A 19,473-nucleotide genomic window follows, 5' to 3' on the forward strand; every position below is an offset into this window, starting at 1 on the left:
CGATCCCATGGCTTGCCCTGAGCTTACCTCAGCCCCGCCAAATATTCTTTTTGTCAACCTGCGGAATGTCGGTACAAACTGTGAACCGCAAGTCGTTAACCGTGTCCCAGTTCCCAAACGCCCTGATTCCAATTAATTGAACTCGGCTACTGACACCTGCAAGCGGCCTACCGTTGCCTATTCCGCCCGCTGCAGCGCCGTTATTTTAGGATCGATAATTTTTCGCCCCTGGCCCTGAAAGTGAATGGCCAGACAGATTTTGTTCCCCGCGCCGAAAATGTGGGTAACTTCGCCAGCGCCGTAGGCCTTATGCACTACCACATCGCCCACAGTCCAGTCTGCCTCGTGGGCTCCGCTGCCGGGTTGGGCGGCGGCCTCACTCTTTTTGCGGGCCTCGCGAATGGGGGTGCTCCACTTTTGGGGCAAACTCAGAGCGCTGTTGCCGCTGATTAAATCGGTGGGCAGCTCGGCCAAAAACAGCGAGGGGCTGGCGGGTTGGCGATCATTACCATAGAGGCGGCGCTCGCGGGCGTGGGAGATAAACAGGCGCTCTTGAGCGCGGGTGATACCCACGTAGCAGAGGCGACGCTCTTCTTCAATAGCGGCGGGGTCTTCTAGCGATCGGTGGTTAGGGAAGAGACCCTGCTCCAAACCGACGAGAAATACTACTGGGAACTCTAGCCCCTTAGAAGCATGTAGGGTAATCAGCCAAACGGCATTTTTGCCTTTATTGTCTTGGTCTGAGGCGAGAGAGGCGTTAGCGATAAAGGCGAGCAAAGAAGTATCTTCGTTTTCCTCCTCAAACTGGAGGACGGCGTTGTAAAGCTCCTGCACGTTAACAAAGCGTTCCTCAGCCTCATCAGTGCCTTCAGCTTTTAGTGCAGCCAGGTAGCCACTGTCTTCAATCACTCCTTGAATAATTTCAGACCCTTTCTGCTCGTCGATGCCTTGGCGGTATTTTTTGATAATGCTGGCAAACTCCATAACACCCCTGGCAGACCGCCCCGCAAGAGTCTTTACTGAGGTCTCGTCGCTGAGAATTTCCCACAAGGGAATATCCAAGGTAAGGGCAGCCTGCTCAAGCTTATCGAGGGTGCCCTTGCCCACGCCACGCTTCGGCACGTTGATCACCCGCTTGAGGCTTATAGTATCGAAGGGATTGGCTATAGCCCGCAGGTATGCCAACACGTCTTTGATCTCTCGACGATCATAGAACCGGAGGCCCCCCACTACCTGGTAGGGGATGCCATAGCGGGTTAACGCCTCTTCAAACGGTCGAGACTGGACGTTGGTTCGGTATAGAACTGCAAAGTCGCCCCAGTTTAGCTCCGGGTGCTGGGTTTCCAGGTTGCGAATCTGGCTGATTACAAAATCGGCCTCGGCTTTCTCAGTATCAGCCCTGTAGACGTAGACGCTCTCACCCTCGCCTCGGGTGGCGCGCAGCACCTTATCAATGCGCTCAGTGTTGTTTTCGATCAGATGGTTGGCAACATCGAGAACATTTGAAGTCGAGCGATAGTTCTCCTCCAGCTTAACCATGGTACGGGTGTCATCGTCGGGTAACCCATCGCCAAAGTCATCCTGAAAGTTCATCAGAATGGTGAAATCCGCACTACGAAAGGAATATATGCTTTGATCTGCATCACCGACAACAAAAACAGAGCGGTGATTCCAGTCTTTGTAGGTGCCAATAGCTTCACCATTGGTGGCCAGCAAACGAATTAGGTCGTACTGAGTGCGGTTAGTGTCCTGGTATTCGTCCACCAGAATGTGGCGAAAGCGCTTGTGCCAGTAGGCTAGCACCTGCTCATTCTGCTGAAACAGGTGCACCGGCATCAAAATCAAATCGTCAAAATCCAGGGCATTGTTTTCAGCCAGTGCCTTCTGATAATGGCGGTAGACGTCGGCGATAGTGCGGCCTCGGAGGTCGGGCTGCTCTCGCTCCAGTTCATCTGGGGTGAGATTTTGGTTTTTGGCGTTGCTAATCGCAAAGCGTACCGATCGCGGGTTGAACCTTTTGTCGTCTAGATTCAACGTTTGGGTGACGATGGTTTTGACCACCCCCTGGGCATCGGACTCGTCAAAAATCGAAAAGCCCTTCGTCCACCGATAGCCCGATGGGTGCTGGTACTTCTCGATGTCAAACCGCAGAATACGGGCGCATAGGGCGTGAAAGGTGCCAATCCATAGGTCCTTGGTAATATCTTTGTATACCTGAGATTTGAGTTTAGTCTGATCATATTCCGACAGAGAAGAGAGGGATTTGCCATAGTGGGCTTGGGCCCTCTCTTGAGCAAACAGTATCCCAACCCGCTCTTTCATTTCCTTGGCGGCCTTGTTGGTGAAGGTGACCGCCAAAATGTTGTAAGGATCGGTTTTGTGGGTGAGGACCAGGTTGGCAATGCGGTAGGTGAGGGCGCGGGTTTTGCCCGACCCGGCCCCCGCCACCACCAGCAGCGGGCCACAGTAGTGCTCGACGGCCTGACGTTGGGCGGGGTTGAGGAGGGCGAGAAAATCAGTCATTGCAGCCGGGTGGGGTTTTGCCTATCTAGTATGACACTGGGCGCAGGCGAAGACGGCCCTGGGACCAGTCTTAGCTGGAGGTCCTTCTTAGCTGGAGGTCCTTGACGCGGAGGCAGCCACCTGGTTCAGCAGCAGCACCTGCCAGTAGGGAACTGGGGCGATCAGCACTGTGCCACTGTATCGAGGTTTACCAGAGCTGGCTCAATCATAGCGCCGCGATCGCCTCCCGCCCCGTGCTTCCGCAGCACCCCGCCACCCTGGCACAGCCAGGCTGGCCTAGACGCCATGGACAAGGAACGATTAACACCTCTGCGTTCTAACCGGAGCCCGAGCCAGACCCCGCTGATGCCTCTAAAACCTGTCTGGAGGAAAACCCAGGCCCAAAAATCCTGTGATATTCTCAGGGGAAAGCAGCCCGACGGCTGCCGGGTTATTAGGTTTCAGTCTTCACTTAGTCCTATGGCGTTATCTCGACGGTGGTTTAGTCAGGCGTGCCTGGGGGTAGCGGCGGCGCTGGTAGTAGCGGCCTGTGGCGGCGGGGGCGGCGACGATGTGATCAGCGTCGGATCTAAAGACTTTACCGAGCAGTTGATCATCGGCGAAATGTACGCCCTGGTGCTGGAAGAAAACGGGTTTACCGTGGAGCGCAAGCTAAATTTGGGCGGCACGCCCGTGGCTCAGGCAGCGATCGAAAGCGGCGAGATTGACCTCTACCCGGAATACACCGGCACGGCCCTGCTGACGGTGCTCAAACTGCCGGTGAGCAGCGACCAGCAGGCCGTATTTGACACCGTGAAGCAGGCCTACGAGGAGCAATTCAACCTGGTCTGGCTCGAGCCCTCGCCGATGAACAATACCCAGGCCCTGGCAATGACCGAGGAGCGGGCCGACGCTCTCGCTATTCGCACCATTTCTGACTTTGCGGCCCAGGCCAGCAACCTGACGTTAATTGGTCCCCCCGAGTTTGAGGTGCGCGAAGACGGCTTGCCGGGACTACAGGCCGCCTACGGCAACTTTTCCCTGGGCGAGTATAGAGCGGTGGATGCGGGCCTGCGGTACCGAGGACTGGTAGACGGCCAGGCCGATGTGGCGGTGGCCTTTGGCACCGATGGCGAAATTAACGCCTTTAACTTAGTGGTGCTCGAAGACGACCAGGGGCTGTTTCCCCCCTACCAGGTGGCCCCGATTGTGAGCCAGGCGGCGCTGGAGGCCAACCCCGGCATTGCCGATGCCCTCAACCAGCTGTCGCCCCTGCTCAACGACGAGGTGATGCGCCAGCTCAACTACGAGGTGAGCGGGAACCAGCGGGAACCGGCGGATGTCGCCCGTGAGTTTTTGCTTGATGCGGGTCTGATTACAGAATAATGGCCTGGGGTTTTGGGTTTCGGTTCCAGGTATACGGTTCACGGTTTTGCCGCGGACCTGCCCCCTTCCCCTCGCCCTTGCCCCTTTACCCTCGATACTTGCCCCCCCATGAGCACCATTCAGTTTGACGATGTTTCGCTGCGGTTTGCTGGGGGAGTGCGCCCGGCGGTCAATCGGGTGACCTGCCAGGTCAACGCCGGGGAAATCGTGGTGATTTTGGGGCCGTCGGGCTGCGGCAAAACCACGCTGCTGAAGATGGTCAACCGCCTCTACGAGCCGACCGGGGGCAATATCTTTCTCGATGGCGTCAACATTCGCAAGCTCAAGGCCACCAGGCTGAGGCAGCAGATTGGCTATGTAATTCAGCAGTCGGGGCTGTTTCCCCACATGACGGTGGCGGGCAATGTGGCGGTGGTGCCCAGGCTGCTGGGCTGGGGTAAAGCCCAGATTCAGGCCCGCATCGATGAGCTGCTGGAGCTGGTAAAGCTGCCGCCGGGGGAATTTCGCGATCGCTACCCCGCCCAGCTCTCCGGTGGGCAGCAGCAGCGGGTGGGCATTGCCCGGGCACTGGCGGGCAACCCCGGCATTATGCTGATGGATGAACCGTTTGGGGCGATCGACGCGATTACCCGCACCGCTCTGCAGGACGAGATCTTGCGCCTCCAAGGACAGCTCAAAAAAACCATTCTATTTGTCTCCCACGATGTAGAAGAGGCGCTGCGCCTGGCCGATCGCATTTTGATCATGCGGCTGGGGGAAGTGGTGCAGTTTGATACCCCCTTCAACCTGCTGACCCAGCCCACCGACGAGTTTGTCTACACCCTGCTGGGGGCCGACGATATGGTGCGCCAGCTGGGGCTGCTGCGGGTGGGCGCAGCAATGATGGCCCTGCCGCCCAACTACAGCAACGGCCACAACCCCACGCTTTCGCACCTGGACAGCCTGCGGGACGCGCTGTCGCTGATTCTCAAAACCGGGGCTCCGGCCCTAACCGTGCTGCAGGAGGGCAACCCGGTGGGCCTGCTCACCCTCGACCACATCCGACAGTCGGCAGCGGCACCAGGGGAGAACCGACGATGAGCTACCTGCTGAACCAGCCCGGAGAGGTGCTGACCCTGCTGCTGCAACACCTGCGGATGACGGGGATTGCCCTGGGGGTTGCGATCGCCCTGGCCGTTCCCCTGGCCCTGCTGGTCACACGGCTGCGCTGGCTCTCGGTGCCGGTGTTGGGCAGTCTAGGGGTGCTCTACACCATCCCCAGCCTGGCGCTGATTATTTTTTTGGTGCCGATGTTTGGCCTCAATGCCACCTCGGTGATTGTGGCGATGGTGCTCTACACCCAGGTCATCTTGGTCCGCAACCTGACAGTGGGCCTGGCGGGCATTAACCCCGCCGTGCTGGAGGCGGCGCGGGGCATGGGCATGAGCGTCAGCCAGCGCTGGTGGCGGGTGCAGGTGCCCCTGGTGCTGCCGGTGTTTTTGGCGGGGGTGCGGATTGCGGCGATTGTTGCCATTGCGATCGCCACCATTGGCGCCAAGTTCAACGCGGGCGGTCTGGGCAAGCTACTGTTCGACGGCATCCAGACCAACCGCTACGACAAGATTGTGGCCGGGTCTATTGCAGTCGCTGTTCTGGCCCTGGCTATTAACGGGCTACTGCTGGCCCTGGAGCACTACGCTCAGCCCCAACGACGGCTAAAGCAATGAGTAAGTTGGCCGTTGGGGGTTGTGAGGCCACTATCCGTATAAATCACCCTGAAAGGGCAGTTATACGGAAACTGTCGACATAGTGTAGTGCTTCTCAATGGGGAAGATTCTCCCCTGAAACGATTGCCCTTACGCAGATTACAGGAACGACAAGCAAGGGCTAAATTGGCTTCATCATTTGAACCCTTGCCGAGACAGAGACACAATATGCTCTACCTCAAATGGAAAATTGGGCGTTGCTGAATTGAGTAATGAATTTGCAAACTTGACATCCTTTCATCGCCTCCTAAATCCCCCAATTCTGGGGGACTTTGAGCGTTCGACTCGCCCCAGAATTGGGGGACTGGGGGGGCATATCATACCTGCATTCAGCAACGCCTAGTTGTGCAATTGCGCCCCGCAACTTAGCTCTCCAATTGGCATCTCCCATGACCCAACCGCACCTCCGCATCATCTCCCTCATTCCCAGCGCCACCGAGATTGTCTGCGCCCTGGGCCTCGAGAACTTCCTGGTGGGCCGCAGCCACGAGTGCGACTTTCCGTTCGCCGTCAAAGATTTACCCGTCTGCACCGCGCCCAAGTTTAACCCCGAGGGCACCAGCGGCGAAATTCACCAGCGGGTGAGCGATCTGCTCACCTCCGCCCTCAGCGTTTACCGAGTCGATGTTGGCCAGCTAGAGGCACTACAGCCCACCCACATCATTACCCAGGCCCAGTGCGAAGTCTGCGCCGTCAGCCTGGGGGATGTCGAAGCGGCTGTAGCTGAACTGACCGCGAGCCAGCCCCAGCTCATTTCGCTGTCTCCCAACCGCCTGGCCGACGTATGGGACGACATCTATAAAACGGGGGTAGCGCTGCTGGGGGAGGCAGGGCAAGTCCGGGCGGAGGCTGTTTTAGCGGGGCTGAAGGAGCGGGTGCAGGTCTGTCGCGATCGCACCGCCCATCTCCCCTCCCCCACCGTTGCCTGCATTGAGTGGACCGAGCCTCTGATGGCCGCTGGCAACTGGGTGCCCGAACTGGTAGCCCTGGCCGGGGGCACATCGCTGTTCGGCCAGGTCGGCCAACACTCCCCCTGGTTAACCTGGGACGATCTGGTAGCCGCCGACCCGGAGGTGATAGTGATCATGCCCTGCGGCTACGACCTGACCGTCACCCGGCGCGAGAGTGCGGTGCTGGCGGCTCACCCGCAGTGGCCATTGCTCCGAGCGGTGCAGGCGGGTCGCGTTTTCCTGAGCGATGGCAACCAGTACTTCAACCGGCCTGGCCCTCGCCTGGTTGACTCCTTAGAGATGCTGGCGGAGATTTTTCACCCGGCGATCGCGGCCTACGGCTACCGGGGCCGGGGTTGGCAACCCTTCAACTCGGGCCTGTTCCAGGGCTCTCCTTGACCCCCAGCACCGCAACCAAAGCTAAGCTCAACCGTTGAATTTGATCGGTAGTGACCCGAGCAGCCCAACCCGGTTGCTTGTCCAGAGGGCTAGTGGTCTGTCAATCCCAAATTTGTAGGTTGGGTGACGCGCCAGCAGAACCCAACAAAACTGACTGTTGTTGGGTTTCGCTCTGCTTCACCCAACCTACGGGCACCCTAATTTTAGCTTTGACGCTGCATCGTCAGATTAATGCCGCAGATTAATGCCGCAGAAACCGGGTTAGCCTGGGGTGCTGATGCTCTAGCTGCGCTGGCGCTTTTGTAGGGCCTCCAGCATCTGTTGCTTGACCGCCTCAGCCCAAAGGCTAAACTCCTCTCGGTTTTCGAGGGCGTTGCGGGCCGAGGCAGACAGGGTAGCGGCAGACTGAGAAGATTTTAGGGTAGACATAACAACATACAGAGCTTCCGATAGCTCTGATATAGCAAATCTGCCTGGGCCTAGCCACGGCAGTATGCGCCCCCCGCATCGATCTGGCTGAGCCTTGCATAGGGGCTGGCGTTGGCGCAGTGTCCCTTTGAAGAATCGCCCCGGTGCCCCCATTCAGCCCTAAAACTTTTCGGCTTCCATCAGGGCCATGGCCCGGTTGGCAGAGTAGGTCTGCACCCGATCTTGGGCGATTGGGTAGCGTTCGTCCTCGGGGGGCACTTCGGCCATCAGGTCCGCCGCCCGCTGCCAGCGCACGGCCAGGTCGAGCCACTCAGCGGCGGTCGAGGCGGTTCTACCGTCTTCCACCGCCTGTTGGGCAATGCGCACCGCCAGCACGAAGGGATCCTGTCCGGCGGGGGCCGCTGGGGCGGGGGTTGGATCGACTTCGTTGGGTGTCTCACCCTGGGCGCCCAGCCGCAGGTTCACCCCCAGCCAGTCCTTGGTGGCCCACCCCACCAGCAGCAGCAGCAGGGCCAGGCTGGCCCCGCCAATAATGCCGCGCCAAAAGGCGCTGCGGCTGGTGGTCGGTTTCTTCTTGTAGACGTCGTCTAAAAATGGGTTGCGCTGACGCGGGGCCCGCAGGTCGCGCCACAGGCGAGCCGCCGGGTTGGGGCGTTTCAGCACAATCGGCTCCGACCACAGCAAGCTGTTCTCGGGGTCGCGCTTGATTTCATCAAGCCACAGCAGCTGCTGCTCCTGCACAATGCGGCTGTTGATATTGACTCGGCTGATGCCCCTGGGGCTGATGGACTCCAGGACCTGGCGGACCTGGTCGACCACGGCCTCGCGGGGCAGGGCGTCGGCGTTAGGCGCTTCGACCAGCAGCTGGAGGATGCCGCTGTCCTGAATGGCGCGGGTGCGAATGCCTTCTTCTGCAAAGTGATCATTCAAAATTTGAATGATCGCGGCTACACTCCCCTGGCGGGCCTGGAAATCGATGTCGTCGATGGTTGGATGCATGGCTCAAAGCTGCCGCACGCCACAGAGTTCCGCAGCATAGCGCAGGTATAAACGGCTGATCCCGAAATTATATCAACCACTGTCCTACCTGGAACGTTCTGCCCCAGCCCAGGATCCTTAAACTGAGGGTTACTCAACTCACCTGTGTAGCAGTGCCCGCGAATTGCTGTGGGTCTACAGCAAGTGCTGAAACCGGTCTTCAGCGCCCAGTTGCTTGACGGCGGCTTTGATGTCCTGGGTGCGGTCTTTGCGTACGATCAGAGTGGCGTTGCCGTCGCGCACAATCACCACGTCCTCCAGGCCAATGGTGACCACAACTTCGTCGGGATCGGCTGAGTAAACGATGCTGCCAGCGGTGTCGAGGGCCACGTGGGTGGCCAGGTCTACGTTTTGATCGCCGGGCTGCTTCAGCAGGCGCTCGACGGCGTTCCAGTCGCCCAGATCATCCCAGCCAAACGTGACGGGCATCACCTGGGCGCGATCGGTGTGCTCCATGACGGCGTAGTCAATGCTGAGCTTGTCTAGCTCTGGGTAGGCCTCTACCCCTCTGGCGATCAGCGCCTGCATCAGGTCGGGGGCGTGGGTTTTGAGTTCGTCGATCATGACCCCAGCCGGGAAGATGAACATGCCGCTGTTCCAGCTGAAGCGGCCGCTGTCAATGAAGGTTTGGGCGGTGGGGGCGTCGGGTTTTTCGGTAAAGCGGCTGACGGTGTAGGCGCTGAGGGAGCCGTAGATGCCGGTGGCCTGTCCCTGCTCGATGTAGCCGTAGCCCGTAGCCGGGTAGGAGGGGGCAATGCCCAGGGTGGCGATCGCCCCGGTGCCAGCCAGCCCTGCCGCTGCCTGTAGGGTCTGGCAAAAAGCATCCTCATCGGCGATCCAGTGGTCCGCCGGGAAGAACCCCACCAGAGCGTCGTCGCCGTAGCGCTGGGCCACCTCCAGGGTGCCCCAGGCCACCGCTGGAGCGGTATCGCGCCCCACTGGCTCCACCAGCAGGTTGGCCTCGGGTAGCTGGGGCAGTTGCTCCCGCACCCGGTCGGCCAGGTGAGCAGCGGTAATTACCCACATATTTTCCCAGCCCTCGGCCAGGGGCAGCAGGCGGTCGGCGGTGGCCTGCAGCAGGCTGCGATCGCCGCCGTCCAGGCACAAAAACTGCTTGGGCCGAGCCAGGCGGCTGACCGGCCAAAACCGTTCGCCTTTGCCCCCCGCCAAAATAATCGGAATCAGTGCAGCCATAGTAGTTCTGTCTCTAGTATTAGACGCAAGCTAAAGCGTTATAGCGGTGCTGTGGGTTTCGGCCCAACGGGGATTACCCAAGTTGGGTTTAGGGGCCCGGGCCACCATTTCCGAGCTGGGCTACGGGATGCCGGTTAGTCATCTATATAGCCACATTTATAAGTGGCTCAATCCTATCCCCTAGGGGGAGAATTCAGGGCAAAATTCGCTTAATATTGATTAACACATCAACCTGCTGCGAAGATTTAGCCCGGGTTCAGGATTGGAACCTGGGCTGCCATGGCACGGGTTAATCTGGTCCTGATTCGCCTGGTTAGCCTAAAACCCGCGCTGAGGCTACAGAGACGCATCGTAACAGGGGCTATGGTGGTAGGGCGTCGCAGCAGGTTAAGTAGGTATCCATGACAACTCCTTTGCAGAACGTCGAGTCTAAACCAGATACTTCCGCCCCTCCGGATCCCTCCGATAGCCTTGAACAGGCCGATGAGCTGAATATTCCTACTTCCTCGGAGGGCGCTGCGGCCGATTCTGCCCCTCAGCCCAAAGCGGCCCGGCGTCTGCTCAACTCGCTGCTGTGGAGCGGTCTGTTTGTCGGTACGGCGGCGGTCTCGGCGGTGGTGGGAGCGGCGATCGCCCTCTCTGTGCCCCTGCCCGGTTTTTTGGGCGGTGAAACCAACCGCGCCGCCAGCCTCGGCGACCTCTGGCAGGCGGGTTTTCGCTACCAGGTAACGCGGCCGGTCAATATTTTGGTCATGGGCATCGATGACGTCCCGGACGCCCAGCCTACAACCGACGAGGTGTTTGCGGGCCGCACCGACACGCTGCTGCTGGTGCGGGTCGATGCCGATGCCGGCACCCTCAATGTGATGTCCATTCCCCGCGATACCCGCGTGGAGATACCGGGCTTTGGCATGGATAAGATCAACCAGGCCAACGTGCTGGGAGGGGCCGAACTGGTCGCCCAGACCCTGAACTATAATCTGGGTGCCATTCAGGTCGATCGCTACGTGCGCATCAACACCACCGCCTTTCGGGAGATGGTCGATCTGGTTGGGGGAATCGAGATCAATGTGCCCAGCCGCATGGAATACACCGATCGCACCCAGGGCCTTTATATCGATCTTCACCCCGGCTGGCAGACGCTGAATGGCGACCAGGCCGAGCAGTTTGCCCGCTACCGCCAGGACAGCGGCGATATTGGCCGGGTGCAGCGTCAGCAAATGCTGCTCAGGGCGCTGCGCGAGCGGTTGACCAACCCCACCGTGATTCCCAAACTGCCCCAGGCCATTCGCGTGCTACAGCGCTACGTTGACACCAACCTGACCCTGGAAGAAATGCTGGCAATTGCCAACTTTGGGCTCGAAATTGAGGCTGAACAGCTCCAGATGGTGATGCTGCCCGGTCGCTTCAGCACCCCGGCCGAATTTATCGCCAGCTACTGGCTGCCCAACTGGGAGGCATCGGCCACGGTGATGCAGAATTTCTTCAACGCGACCGACGTGGCAACCTATGCTGACCACTCCCAGGGGCGCTACGTGGCCGAACTGGCGATCGCAGTTCAAAATGCCTCGGGCCAGCCCCAGCAGGCGGCCGCCATGGCGCGCTACCTGCGCGAGAACGGGTTTAGCAAGGTTTACGTGATTGACGACTGGCCCAGCACCGTAGCCCGCACCGAAGTGGTGGCCCAGCGCGGCGATGTCGATAGCGCCCGAGTGGTGCGATCGCTGCTGGGTACCGGGCGATCGCTGTCAGAGTCAACCGGCGACCTCGCTTCTGATATCACCATTCGGGTAGGCCAGGACTGGGTTGAGCGCACCAGCCAATCCCTCGATGCCACCCCTCAGTAAGTCTATGGTCGGGCCCCGGTGCCCCGGCGCCATAGCCATCGCTCCATAGCAAGTCCCTATCCACCCCGCGTTTAAAGCGGCCTGACCTGCGATCGTCACCGCAGGCCGCCTAGTACTCTGCGGCGTAAGTTGGTCAACCATTCCTGGCACCCGGCACCCACCACCAACAGCAAGGGTTGTTGTATTTCTGCCCGCCAATACCAGGGATCGCGCCTATCAGTTTCCACCCCGGCATGGACTGGGTAAATATTGGCATTACAGGGACTGAGGGCGAGTATAAGCTCGGTCAGGTCCATGAACGTAGGCCCAGACCATGATGTCAAAGAAACCTGCCAAACTTCCTAAATTTTGCCCTAGCGGCCCAATTTTTTCCCCAGAAAACAAATATTTGAACACGATTAATTGCTTGTGTAGTTTTGTAACTAGCCTGATCGAGACGTTTACAAATGCTGAGTTTTGTTTGCCAGTTTGCGGTGGTGAGGCCGTTCTACAGCCGTTTAGCAGCTAAGTCAGAGCCTTGCGAATAAAGGTTAAATGATTCAGGAGACCAGCATCGATTCATAGGCTGGAGTCTAGGATGATGATGACATTTAAAAAATCAGGCGTCACATGGACTCTATCCAAACTCAGGTCGTTCTTCTGACGAATAAAATTGACGCACTGCATCAAATGATTGATCAGGTCAACGATCAGGTGTCTGCACTAATTGCGACCCAGAGCTGTGGGATTACACCCGAAGATGTCGGGGCCAGTCAATTTGCCTACGGCAAGGCTTCCCGACAAAGCCTTGGCCTGCTCGACAGCGTTTGTGAACACAAAGACATTCTGCTGGACAGCAGCTATTTGGATCTGGATCGCCAGAATACCGAAACCACCTTCTCCCCAGACGTTCAAATTCAGCGGCTGACCGCCCAGCTGACGGCGGCCTACAACCGAATTGCGGCACTCGAAGAACAGCTTCTGGCCTCTCGGGTGCATTGAGGGCTTAATTCAGTCCTGAACGTAGGATGCGCCTGCTGACAGGGCCGCTTCGGCGCGCATAAACTCTCGCCCCAGGTAGGCCGCATGGTCTAGATAGGTGATGGGGCAGGGGTTGGCGGGATCTTCAAAAATTGCAATACAGAGTTCTTTGGCGGTGCGACCGCTGTAGATGTGGGTGGGGACGCGCTCTACCTTACCGCGAACGGGCAACGGCTTGCCGGTGGCTGGGTCGCAGGCCAACCCTTTGTCGTTGATGATATTGGCAAAGTGCTTAGCGCAAATCAGCCCCTGCTCAACATCCAGATAGATTAAAAAATAGCCACCGGGATCGAGCTCGATGTAGCGTTTGGAGAGCTGGTCATCAAGGGCCTGGCGCTGGGCTTTATCAATCGGTTGGGTGCCAGTGGGCTGGGCGCTGGAGGGCAGAGTCATTGCAGGGGGCGCGCCGCGATCGCGGCCTGTACAGGGTCAAGCCTATCTATGGTAGCGTGTGCCGCTGCCTAGCTCACCACTCCCCCGGTGGGTCTGTGGCCCCAGTGCCGATGTTCCTGGAGAATCACTCAGGTGCCAGGCTGTAGACGGCCTGAGGGAGGGCCTTGCCCTTGAGCGATCGCATCCCCAGCGCCGTGCAGGGGTAGTCGTAGAGCGCCAGGGCCCGGTAGGCGGCGGCATCCAGCAGAATCTGGTTCGGGGTGGCCTGCCCCATCAGGCGGGCGGCCGTATTTACCGGGTCGCCCAGCACATTAAATTCTCGCCGTCCCCTGGGTTCCCCAATTTCGGCGGCAAAGACCTGACCGTAGGTCAACCCCATGTGGCAGGTCACGGGCAGGGGCTCACCCCTGCGCAGGGGAGGCCGCAGCCGAGTGACCACCGCTCGAATGGCCAGCAGGGTCTCGGCCGCCCGCTGGGGGGCGTCAGTGTTGCCGTTGAGCACGCCAAAGTGCAGCAGCAACTCAGAACCGGCGGAGTGATAGCTCACCTTCTGCAAAATGCCGCCCCGCCGTTCCACCGCGCCGTTGATCAGGGCAAAGGCAGTGGAAAAACAGCTCACAATGCCGTCGGTATCTTCGGGGTGATTGGGATCCACGGCCTCGGGCAAACCGATCAGGTTGACAAAGGCGATCGCCGCGGTGGGAAAGGCGGGCGGAATCCGGCGGGCCGCAGCGGTATTGACCAGTAGCTGGAGAACGGCGCGGGGCAGGTAGCTGGCCAGGGGCTCCAGGGATTGCAGACTGGACTCAATTTCCCCCAATAGACCCGGCACGCTGCGGTCCAACAGCACAGAGCTGGGCGGGCGGCGGCGGCTCAGGGTGAGGTCGTACTCCCCCAGGGTTTCAGCGCTCAGGTCGTCGATGATCAGGCTGCCCCCGGCTGGGTTGGTTTCCAGGCGGAAGGGAGCCTTGGCCGGGGTCAGGCGATCGCAGCCCGTCTGGCTCAGGCAGACCCGCCCCACGGCGCCAGCCCCTTCGGTACGCTTGGCCGCCAGCACCGTTGGGCCCAGCAGCACGTGGGCCCGGCGCAGGGGGGTGCCAATGTCGGCGGCAACAAACGGTCCTGGGTGAATACCCAGGCGCATCTGGAGCGATAGCGGCCCCTGGGCGGTCTCCAGCTGAGCAAAGGGGGCCATGGCCCGCTGCATACGCAGCCCCGCGCAGACCGCCTGAATCATTTCCGCACTACCATCTTCGGACTGGTAAGCCTCGTGGCGAAACTGGACCAGCATCGCATCACCAGTAAACTCCAGGAGGTTGCCGCCCGCCTTGCTGACCAGGTCCACCATCTGGGCGAAGTAGTCGTTGAGGATGACGAGCAGAGCTTCGGCCCCAGCCTGGCCCGCCGCTGCATTGGCGGCAAAAAGGGGAGTAAACCCGGCCAGATCGGTAAAGAGCAGACTGCCCCGGTGCCAGCGGTGGCGGATTTGGGGACCGCAGGGAGGCCGCTGGGCTACATCTCGCGGTACGTAGTCAATCAGCACGTGTTGCAGGGTCCGCAGGTGGTCAAACACCTGGCCCAGGGTCTGAGCCGAGGGATCAACCCAGAGGGCGGCGTAGAGGTCCGCCGGGGCCAGGTAGCGCAGGCGGTGCTCAATGGTTTCCAGTTCTGCCAGGTGCTTCGGTTCTGCCATGCCCTTTTCCGTGATGGCTGTTTCCAGCGGCGGCTGCCCCAGCAGCAGTCTGCTGCTCTAGGGTTCCCACCTGCGGGGCCAGGGTTCTCCTAAGGCAGAATTGACAACTAGGGCTGCTTGAGGGGCAGTTCGGCATTGATGGCGTCGATCTCCTGCTGCTCCAGGTCGTTGACCTCGGCGATGTAGCGGGTCAGCAGGGTGCCCAGGCGGGCGTTGTAGAACCGGTGCAGGCTGTAGTTGCCCAGGGCGGGAAAGCCGCGCCGTTTTTTGTGGCGACCTCCGGCCCCTGGGTCAAACATTGTGATGCCGTGGCCGATCGCCCATTCGATTGGCGCGTAGTAGCAGGCGTTGAAGTGCAGGTTGTTGAAATCCAGGCTGGAGCCCCAGTAGCGGCCGTAGAGGCGATCGCCCTTGGTGAGGCAAAAGGACATGCCGACCGGGTCATTGTCGTCGTCACCGTAGGCAGCGAAGAATACCATGCGATGGCGGTAGTCGTGGTGCAGCAGCGTAAAGAATTTGCGGCTCAGGTACTTGCTGCCCCACCAGCCAAACTTGTCGCAGGTGTCGGCGTAGAAGTCGTACATTTGGTGGCACAGGGCTTTGCTGATGGCGTCCCCCGCGATCGCCTCCAGGCGCAGCCCCGCCGTCTCCATCGACTTGCGCTCGCGCTTGATATTGCGCCGCTGGTTGGCGTTGAACATGCTCAGATAGTCGTCAAAGGTTTGAAATCCCTGGTTCTGCCACACATAGCTGTGGTGTAGCCATTCGGAAAACCCCAGCTGGGCCATAGTGGTCCGCCACTGGGGGTCCACGTAGAGAAAGTGGCAGCCGGAGATGCCGTTGCGATCGCAGAAGTCGTCAATCACCTCCACCATGGCTCGGCTAATCACCACCTCATCAGCGTCGGGTGAGATCAAAAATCGGTAGCCCTCCGCCGGGGTAAAGGGCGACATACCCAGCAGCTTGGGGTAGTACTCCACCCCCAGCCGCTCCGCCAGATCGGCCCACTGGTGGTCGAACACAAACTCGCCCCGGCTGTGGCCCTTCAGGTACATGGGCGCGGCCCCCACCAGGGTTTTGCCCTGCCAGAGGGCGAGGTGACAGGGCAGCCAGCCGGAATTGGCCCCCACGCTGTGCGATCGCTCCATGTTGTGCAGCCAGCTCCACTCCAAAAACGGCGTGGCCAGGGGCAGCGCCAGCTCGTTCCACACCGCTTCGGGTACCTCGTCAATGGAACGCAGCCAGGTAGCGGTGAGCGACGGCACAGCGGGGTAGCCCATGGGTGATTAGCCGGTAGGGGACGGTTGGTTATTCTCCAGGGTAAAGGAATTTGTAGGTCTATGCAGAGGACTGCACCCGGTAGTGCAAAAACACCTCGTCGCCTACGGTTCGGTTGGATAGCAGCGTCAGGCGGGGAGCCACATCGGCCAGAAAACCGTCCCCCTCCACCAGCGTAGGCGCCATCGTGCCGCCCAAAATTAATGGACAGACCGTGATCTTGATTTCGTGGACACAGCCGCAGCGCAGCATCTCTGCGGCCAGCCCACCGCCGCCCAACAGCGCCAGGGTGTGGATGCCCCGCCGCTTGAACTGAGCGAGGATCCAGCCCCAGTCCCAGGGCTGGGTTCTGTCGGGGGGCACTGTCCAGACCTGCTCAAACTGTTCGGCCCCCCAACCCTCGGCCCCCGCCGCGGTTGTCACCAGCCCCCTGGGCACCGGTTGCCGAAAGTAGCGCAGATCGGGGTCCAGATTGCCCGAGGGTGACCAGACGATTTGAAGCGGCTGATCGGGCTGCCCCCGCTGTCGCCGCTGGGTCAGGAGGTCGGCGGTGCGGACGCTGAGTGTGGTGCCGTAGGCCCGCAGGGTGCCGCCGCCAAACAGCACGCCGTCCGCCGCCGCCACCTGGGCCTCCAGGTGGTCCAGGTCGGCCGCGGACGAGAACCGCGCCGCCCCCCGCTGCCGATCGGCAATCTTGCCGTCCAGGCTCATGGCCAGTACCAGCGTGGTGTGGGGGATAGCGGGGCCAGGCTGGGGGACGATCGCCAAGTCTTTCGAGCCTAAATGCCGCCTCTAGTTTACCGAGGGCTGGCCGTCGCCGAGATCCCAGCTGCGGTGGCAAACCCAGCCCCGGTTGGGCGATCGCTGGTAAAATCGCATTTCCCACTGGGTTGGGGTCTGGCAGTCAATGGCGGCGGTTGCCTGGGCAACCACAGCATCAACTTGCTTGTGGTCAAGGCCACAGGCCAGGGGTAAGCCCAGGTCCTCCTGGATGCGAAGGGGCATTTTGCGGGTGGGCGACTTCACCGTACAGGCGAAGTTAACCATGACCTGCTTCAGCCAGGGGGCGGTAATCGCCACACTACAACCGTCTGGTTTCGTGACCACGCCATCTAGGGTAACCACAGGGGAAGGGCGGGATTTTAGCCCCCGATTGAAGGCGCGATCGAGACTTTGGGTGTAGACGGGGGCGGCGCTGCCCTGTTCTTCAAAGTCTTCAATCAACGTAAAGCCGGGAACGGATCCTTTAGTGCTATTGGCTGCTTGATCCTCGCCATTCTGGGTTAGAAACTGATTAATCTGCTCGGCCAGGGAACCAGTCGGGCAGATAGCAATCGCGAACTTTGTCATGGTATTCCCAGAGAAACAACGAGCTGGGAAGTACGGTAGTGAGCCTGCTCTAGCTGCTCAGCGGAGGCAGACACTAGGGGTAGAGGCAGGACAACGACTATACCTCTACATAGCAGCTTAGGCCATGATGGGCGAGATCCTGTTAATGGATCGTTATTGTTTACTTAAATGTTGGTCGTGGGTGGCTCGGCCTACCCACTGACCAGGTCAAAGGCGTGGTCAATATAGTCTTGCAGCACCAGGTAATGGCGATCGTCTAGCCTCATCTGGCGATTGGGATGGGCGGTAGCCGGGGGGCGATCGCCCCGCTGCCGGTGACAGGCCACCAGAGCCACATCAAAGCGACAGGTAGCCTCGCTCCACTGGGAGTGCTTGAGCAAGTACAGCTGTGCCGCCTTCCACAGCTTGGCCTGCTTGCTGCGGGTAATCGCCATCAGGCCGTAGGCATCCCAGTTGCCCTGGCTGCGAGTTTTGACCTCCACAAAAGCCAGCTGACCATCGCCATTGGCGGGCCCCTTGGCCATGATCAGATCGAGCTCGCCCCAGCGGCAGTGCCACTGGCGATCGCACAGTTGCCAGCCCTGGGTTTGCAGCCAGTTGGCCACCAGGGTTTCGCCCAGGGTGCCAAGTTCGGTTTTGCTGAGGTCGGCGGACATAGGTGGCTCCGGCAGATGGCTGCCCTTAGCCTGCCCAAACGGGGGCGATCGCGCTTAACTGCCCGAAGCCGACTCAGCGGTAGTTGGTGAACTGCACCGCCACCGGCCAGTCCTCTTGCTTCACCAGCTGCATCGCCTGCTGGAGGTCGTCCTTAGACTTGCCGGTCACCCGTACCGCATCGCCCTGAATGGCGGCGGTCACCTTCTTGAGGTTGTCGCGAATCAGTTTGGTGATCTGCTTGCTCATCTCCTGCTCAATGCCCTTTTTGAGGGTCACCGTTTGGCGGACGCGGGTACCGCTGGCGGCTTCCACATCGCCGTAGTCAAAAATCTTCAGGGACAGATTGCGCTTGGCCGCCTTCTGGTGCAGCAGATCCTTCACCGCATCCAGGGTCATGTCGCTGGCGGTTTCAATGGTAATCGTGCTGTCGCTCAGCTCAAGGGTGGTCTTCGTATCCTTGAGGTCGTAGCGGCTGGACACATCCCGTCGAGTTTGGTCGAGGGCGTTGACCAGCTCCTGGCGATCAAAATCGCTGACGATATCAAAGGAATAACTAGAAGCCATAGGGCAATATCGAGTATCTGCGCACCAACAGACTACATCAAGGCCGACCGACAGCTCAAGAAATAGAGGGTAAACGTGCTCAGGTTGGCGACGGCAAACATCAGCGATCGCCCGTTCGGCAGGTTGAGAATGTAGGCCGCCGGGTACAGGGTGCGGGCGACCAGGTAAGTGATCGCGGCCCCCAGAGCCAGATCCGACTGCTGATTGGTGACGTAGGCCATCAGCGCCGCCGGAGCGTACAAAATAATCGACTCAAAAGCATTCTCGTGGGCCCAGGTGGCCCGCTGGGCGTAGGGGGGCAGCTTGGGCAACATGGCCCTTGGGGCTTCACGATCGTAGCCCACCGCAAACCGCCCGTAGCCCACCGCCAGAAAGGGCAGGTACACCAGCAGCGCCGCCAGCCCAATGCTGACCAGCAAAAAGCCGGGCATGGTCAAAAGCCTGGTCATACCACCCCTGCCCTAGTCGAAGTAAAACAGCGTGACAATTTTGCGCTGGTCCTCGGCATCCTGGCAGGTTTTGAGCAGGGTGTGGCTGTCGTGGAACGCAAAGCACACCAGCTGCTGACAGCGGGAGATAATCTCCTGGTTGCACAGGGCGCTGGCATCGGCCAGGGACATGGAGTCGTTGGCGGGGTTTTCCACCAGGTGCATCACCTGGTCCAGCTGATCCCGCGACTCGCGGGGCTGGCGGGCCAGACTCTGGGGCAAAATTACCGTCAGCAAATTGGGGTCAGCCTGCATCGCCCCTTTGATGGCGGCGGCGTTGGTGCCGGTGGCCCCGGAGGTAATAATGCGGTTGCCTCCCAAAGCCAGGGCGTAGGTCATCAGCTCAATCAGCTGCTGGTGAGTGATAGGCACATGGCGCGACCCCAAAATGGCCACCCGCTTAGAACCCGACTGCTGAATAGCCGCGAGCTCCTGCAAAAACGTGTCGACTTTAGCGGATTCGAGCGACGCTTCTATGGACTGACTCAAAGGCTGCACCGAATGCGAGAATAACGCGCTTAATTGTATCAGAAGGTGAGG

Annotated in this window: 21 protein-coding genes; 6 read left to right on the forward strand and 15 right to left on the reverse strand. The window is 60.0% G+C overall.

Translation table 11 applies throughout. From position 1 onward, the window contains the following. Window positions 1–177: 177 nt before the first annotated feature. Window positions 178–2,523, reverse strand: a complete 2,346-nt coding sequence (gene pcrA / locus NF78_RS08415) for a DNA helicase PcrA (protein WP_035985732.1) — start codon at window positions 2,521–2,523, stop codon at window positions 178–180. 161 nt (window positions 2,524–2,684) lie between these two features. Continuing rightward, entirely contained in the window at window positions 2,685–2,810 is a 126-nt protein-coding gene (locus NF78_RS32925) for a hypothetical protein (protein WP_263970570.1), read from the reverse strand. A gap of 172 nt (window positions 2,811–2,982) precedes the next feature. Here NF78_RS32925 and NF78_RS08420 point away from each other — a divergent pair, with 172 nt between their 5' ends. The 3 genes from NF78_RS08420 to NF78_RS08430 all read left to right on the forward strand — a co-directional run bounded on the left by NF78_RS08420 (window position 2,983) and on the right by NF78_RS08430 (window position 5,594). Further along, complete coding sequence (locus tag NF78_RS08420; RefSeq protein ID WP_035985733.1) at window positions 2,983–3,888, forward strand: glycine betaine ABC transporter substrate-binding protein; 906 nt, start codon at window positions 2,983–2,985, stop codon at window positions 3,886–3,888. Window positions 3,889–3,996: 108 nt separating this feature from the next. Next, complete coding sequence (locus NF78_RS08425; RefSeq protein WP_035985734.1) at window positions 3,997–4,968, forward strand: ABC transporter ATP-binding protein; 972 nt, start codon at window positions 3,997–3,999, stop codon at window positions 4,966–4,968. Further along, on the forward strand, window positions 4,965–5,594 hold the full coding sequence (locus tag NF78_RS08430; protein WP_035985735.1) for an ABC transporter permease: 630 nt from the start codon (window positions 4,965–4,967) through the stop codon (window positions 5,592–5,594). Before NF78_RS08425 ends, NF78_RS08430 begins: the two co-directional genes overlap by 4 nt. On the opposite strand, the gene NF78_RS33435 is transcribed toward NF78_RS08430, so the two are convergent. Beyond that, on the reverse strand, window positions 5,567–5,800 hold the full coding sequence (locus tag NF78_RS33435) for an HNH endonuclease (protein ID WP_197064797.1): 234 nt from the start codon (window positions 5,798–5,800) through the stop codon (window positions 5,567–5,569). The two genes, NF78_RS08430 and NF78_RS33435, sit on opposite strands and share 28 nt — an antisense overlap. A 222-nt stretch (window positions 5,801–6,022) precedes the next feature. On the opposite strand from NF78_RS33435, the gene NF78_RS08435 reads away from it, so the two are divergent. Next, the gene (locus NF78_RS08435) at window positions 6,023–6,982 is read left to right on the forward strand and encodes a cobalamin-binding protein (RefSeq protein WP_035985736.1); all 960 of its coding nucleotides are present in this window, start codon (window positions 6,023–6,025) and stop codon (window positions 6,980–6,982) included. Window positions 6,983–7,264: 282 nt separating this feature from the next. Here the strand turns inward: NF78_RS08435 and NF78_RS31005 are convergent, their stop codons facing one another. The 3 genes from NF78_RS31005 to NF78_RS08445 form a co-directional block, all read right to left on the reverse strand. After that, window positions 7,265–7,411: a hypothetical protein gene (locus NF78_RS31005; RefSeq protein WP_156119703.1), complete on the reverse strand. Its 147-nt coding sequence runs from the start codon at window positions 7,409–7,411 to the stop codon at window positions 7,265–7,267. 159 nt (window positions 7,412–7,570) lie between these two features. Next, entirely contained in the window at window positions 7,571–8,410 is an 840-nt protein-coding gene (locus tag NF78_RS08440; protein WP_035985737.1) for a hypothetical protein, read from the reverse strand. A 174-nt stretch (window positions 8,411–8,584) separates the two neighbouring features. Continuing rightward, the gene (locus NF78_RS08445; protein WP_035985738.1) at window positions 8,585–9,643 is read right to left on the reverse strand and encodes a mannose-1-phosphate guanylyltransferase; all 1,059 of its coding nucleotides are present in this window, start codon (window positions 9,641–9,643) and stop codon (window positions 8,585–8,587) included. A 401-nt stretch (window positions 9,644–10,044) separates the two neighbouring features. On the opposite strand from NF78_RS08445, the gene NF78_RS08450 reads away from it, so the two are divergent. Together NF78_RS08450 and NF78_RS08455 are read left to right on the forward strand one after the other, a co-directional pair. Beyond that, window positions 10,045–11,490, forward strand: a complete 1,446-nt coding sequence (locus tag NF78_RS08450; protein ID WP_081972555.1) for an LCP family protein — start codon at window positions 10,045–10,047, stop codon at window positions 11,488–11,490. A 669-nt stretch (window positions 11,491–12,159) separates the two neighbouring features. Beyond that, complete coding sequence (locus NF78_RS08455; RefSeq protein ID WP_197064914.1) at window positions 12,160–12,471, forward strand: hypothetical protein; 312 nt, start codon at window positions 12,160–12,162, stop codon at window positions 12,469–12,471. Window positions 12,472–12,480: 9 nt separating this feature from the next. On the opposite strand, the gene NF78_RS08460 is transcribed toward NF78_RS08455, so the two are convergent. The 9 genes from NF78_RS08460 to NF78_RS08500 all read right to left on the reverse strand — a co-directional run bounded on the left by NF78_RS08460 (window position 12,481) and on the right by NF78_RS08500 (window position 19,422). Then, window positions 12,481–12,903: a DUF4346 domain-containing protein gene (locus NF78_RS08460; RefSeq protein ID WP_197064798.1), complete on the reverse strand. Its 423-nt coding sequence runs from the start codon at window positions 12,901–12,903 to the stop codon at window positions 12,481–12,483. A gap of 124 nt (window positions 12,904–13,027) precedes the next feature. Then, on the reverse strand, window positions 13,028–14,596 hold the full coding sequence (locus NF78_RS08465) for an adenylate/guanylate cyclase domain-containing protein (RefSeq protein WP_052049996.1): 1,569 nt from the start codon (window positions 14,594–14,596) through the stop codon (window positions 13,028–13,030). Between the two features lie 107 nt (window positions 14,597–14,703). Continuing rightward, window positions 14,704–15,876, reverse strand: coding sequence for a GNAT family N-acetyltransferase (locus tag NF78_RS08470; protein ID WP_052049998.1), 1,173 nt, complete (start codon window positions 15,874–15,876; stop codon window positions 14,704–14,706). Between the two features lie 58 nt (window positions 15,877–15,934). Then, window positions 15,935–16,642, reverse strand: coding sequence for a RibD family protein (locus NF78_RS08475; protein WP_072016024.1), 708 nt, complete (start codon window positions 16,640–16,642; stop codon window positions 15,935–15,937). A gap of 24 nt (window positions 16,643–16,666) precedes the next feature. After that, window positions 16,667–17,224, reverse strand: coding sequence for a hypothetical protein (locus NF78_RS08480; protein ID WP_035985740.1), 558 nt, complete (start codon window positions 17,222–17,224; stop codon window positions 16,667–16,669). A gap of 191 nt (window positions 17,225–17,415) precedes the next feature. Then, window positions 17,416–17,880 (reverse strand): YraN family protein, encoded by a 465-nt coding sequence (locus NF78_RS08485; RefSeq protein WP_035985741.1) that lies wholly within the window; start codon window positions 17,878–17,880, stop codon window positions 17,416–17,418. A gap of 73 nt (window positions 17,881–17,953) precedes the next feature. Continuing rightward, the gene (locus NF78_RS08490; protein WP_035985742.1) at window positions 17,954–18,445 is read right to left on the reverse strand and encodes a YajQ family cyclic di-GMP-binding protein; all 492 of its coding nucleotides are present in this window, start codon (window positions 18,443–18,445) and stop codon (window positions 17,954–17,956) included. A gap of 32 nt (window positions 18,446–18,477) precedes the next feature. Continuing rightward, on the reverse strand, window positions 18,478–18,894 hold the full coding sequence (locus NF78_RS08495; protein WP_225885258.1) for an MAPEG family protein: 417 nt from the start codon (window positions 18,892–18,894) through the stop codon (window positions 18,478–18,480). Window positions 18,895–18,906: 12 nt separating this feature from the next. Then, window positions 18,907–19,422, reverse strand: coding sequence for a DNA recombination-mediator protein A (locus NF78_RS08500; RefSeq protein WP_225885259.1), 516 nt, complete (start codon window positions 19,420–19,422; stop codon window positions 18,907–18,909). Window positions 19,423–19,473: the final 51 nt, after the last annotated feature.

Source organism: Leptolyngbya sp. KIOST-1, assembly GCF_000763385.1.
Lineage (GTDB): Bacteria > Cyanobacteriota > Cyanobacteriia > Phormidesmidales > Phormidesmidaceae > Nodosilinea.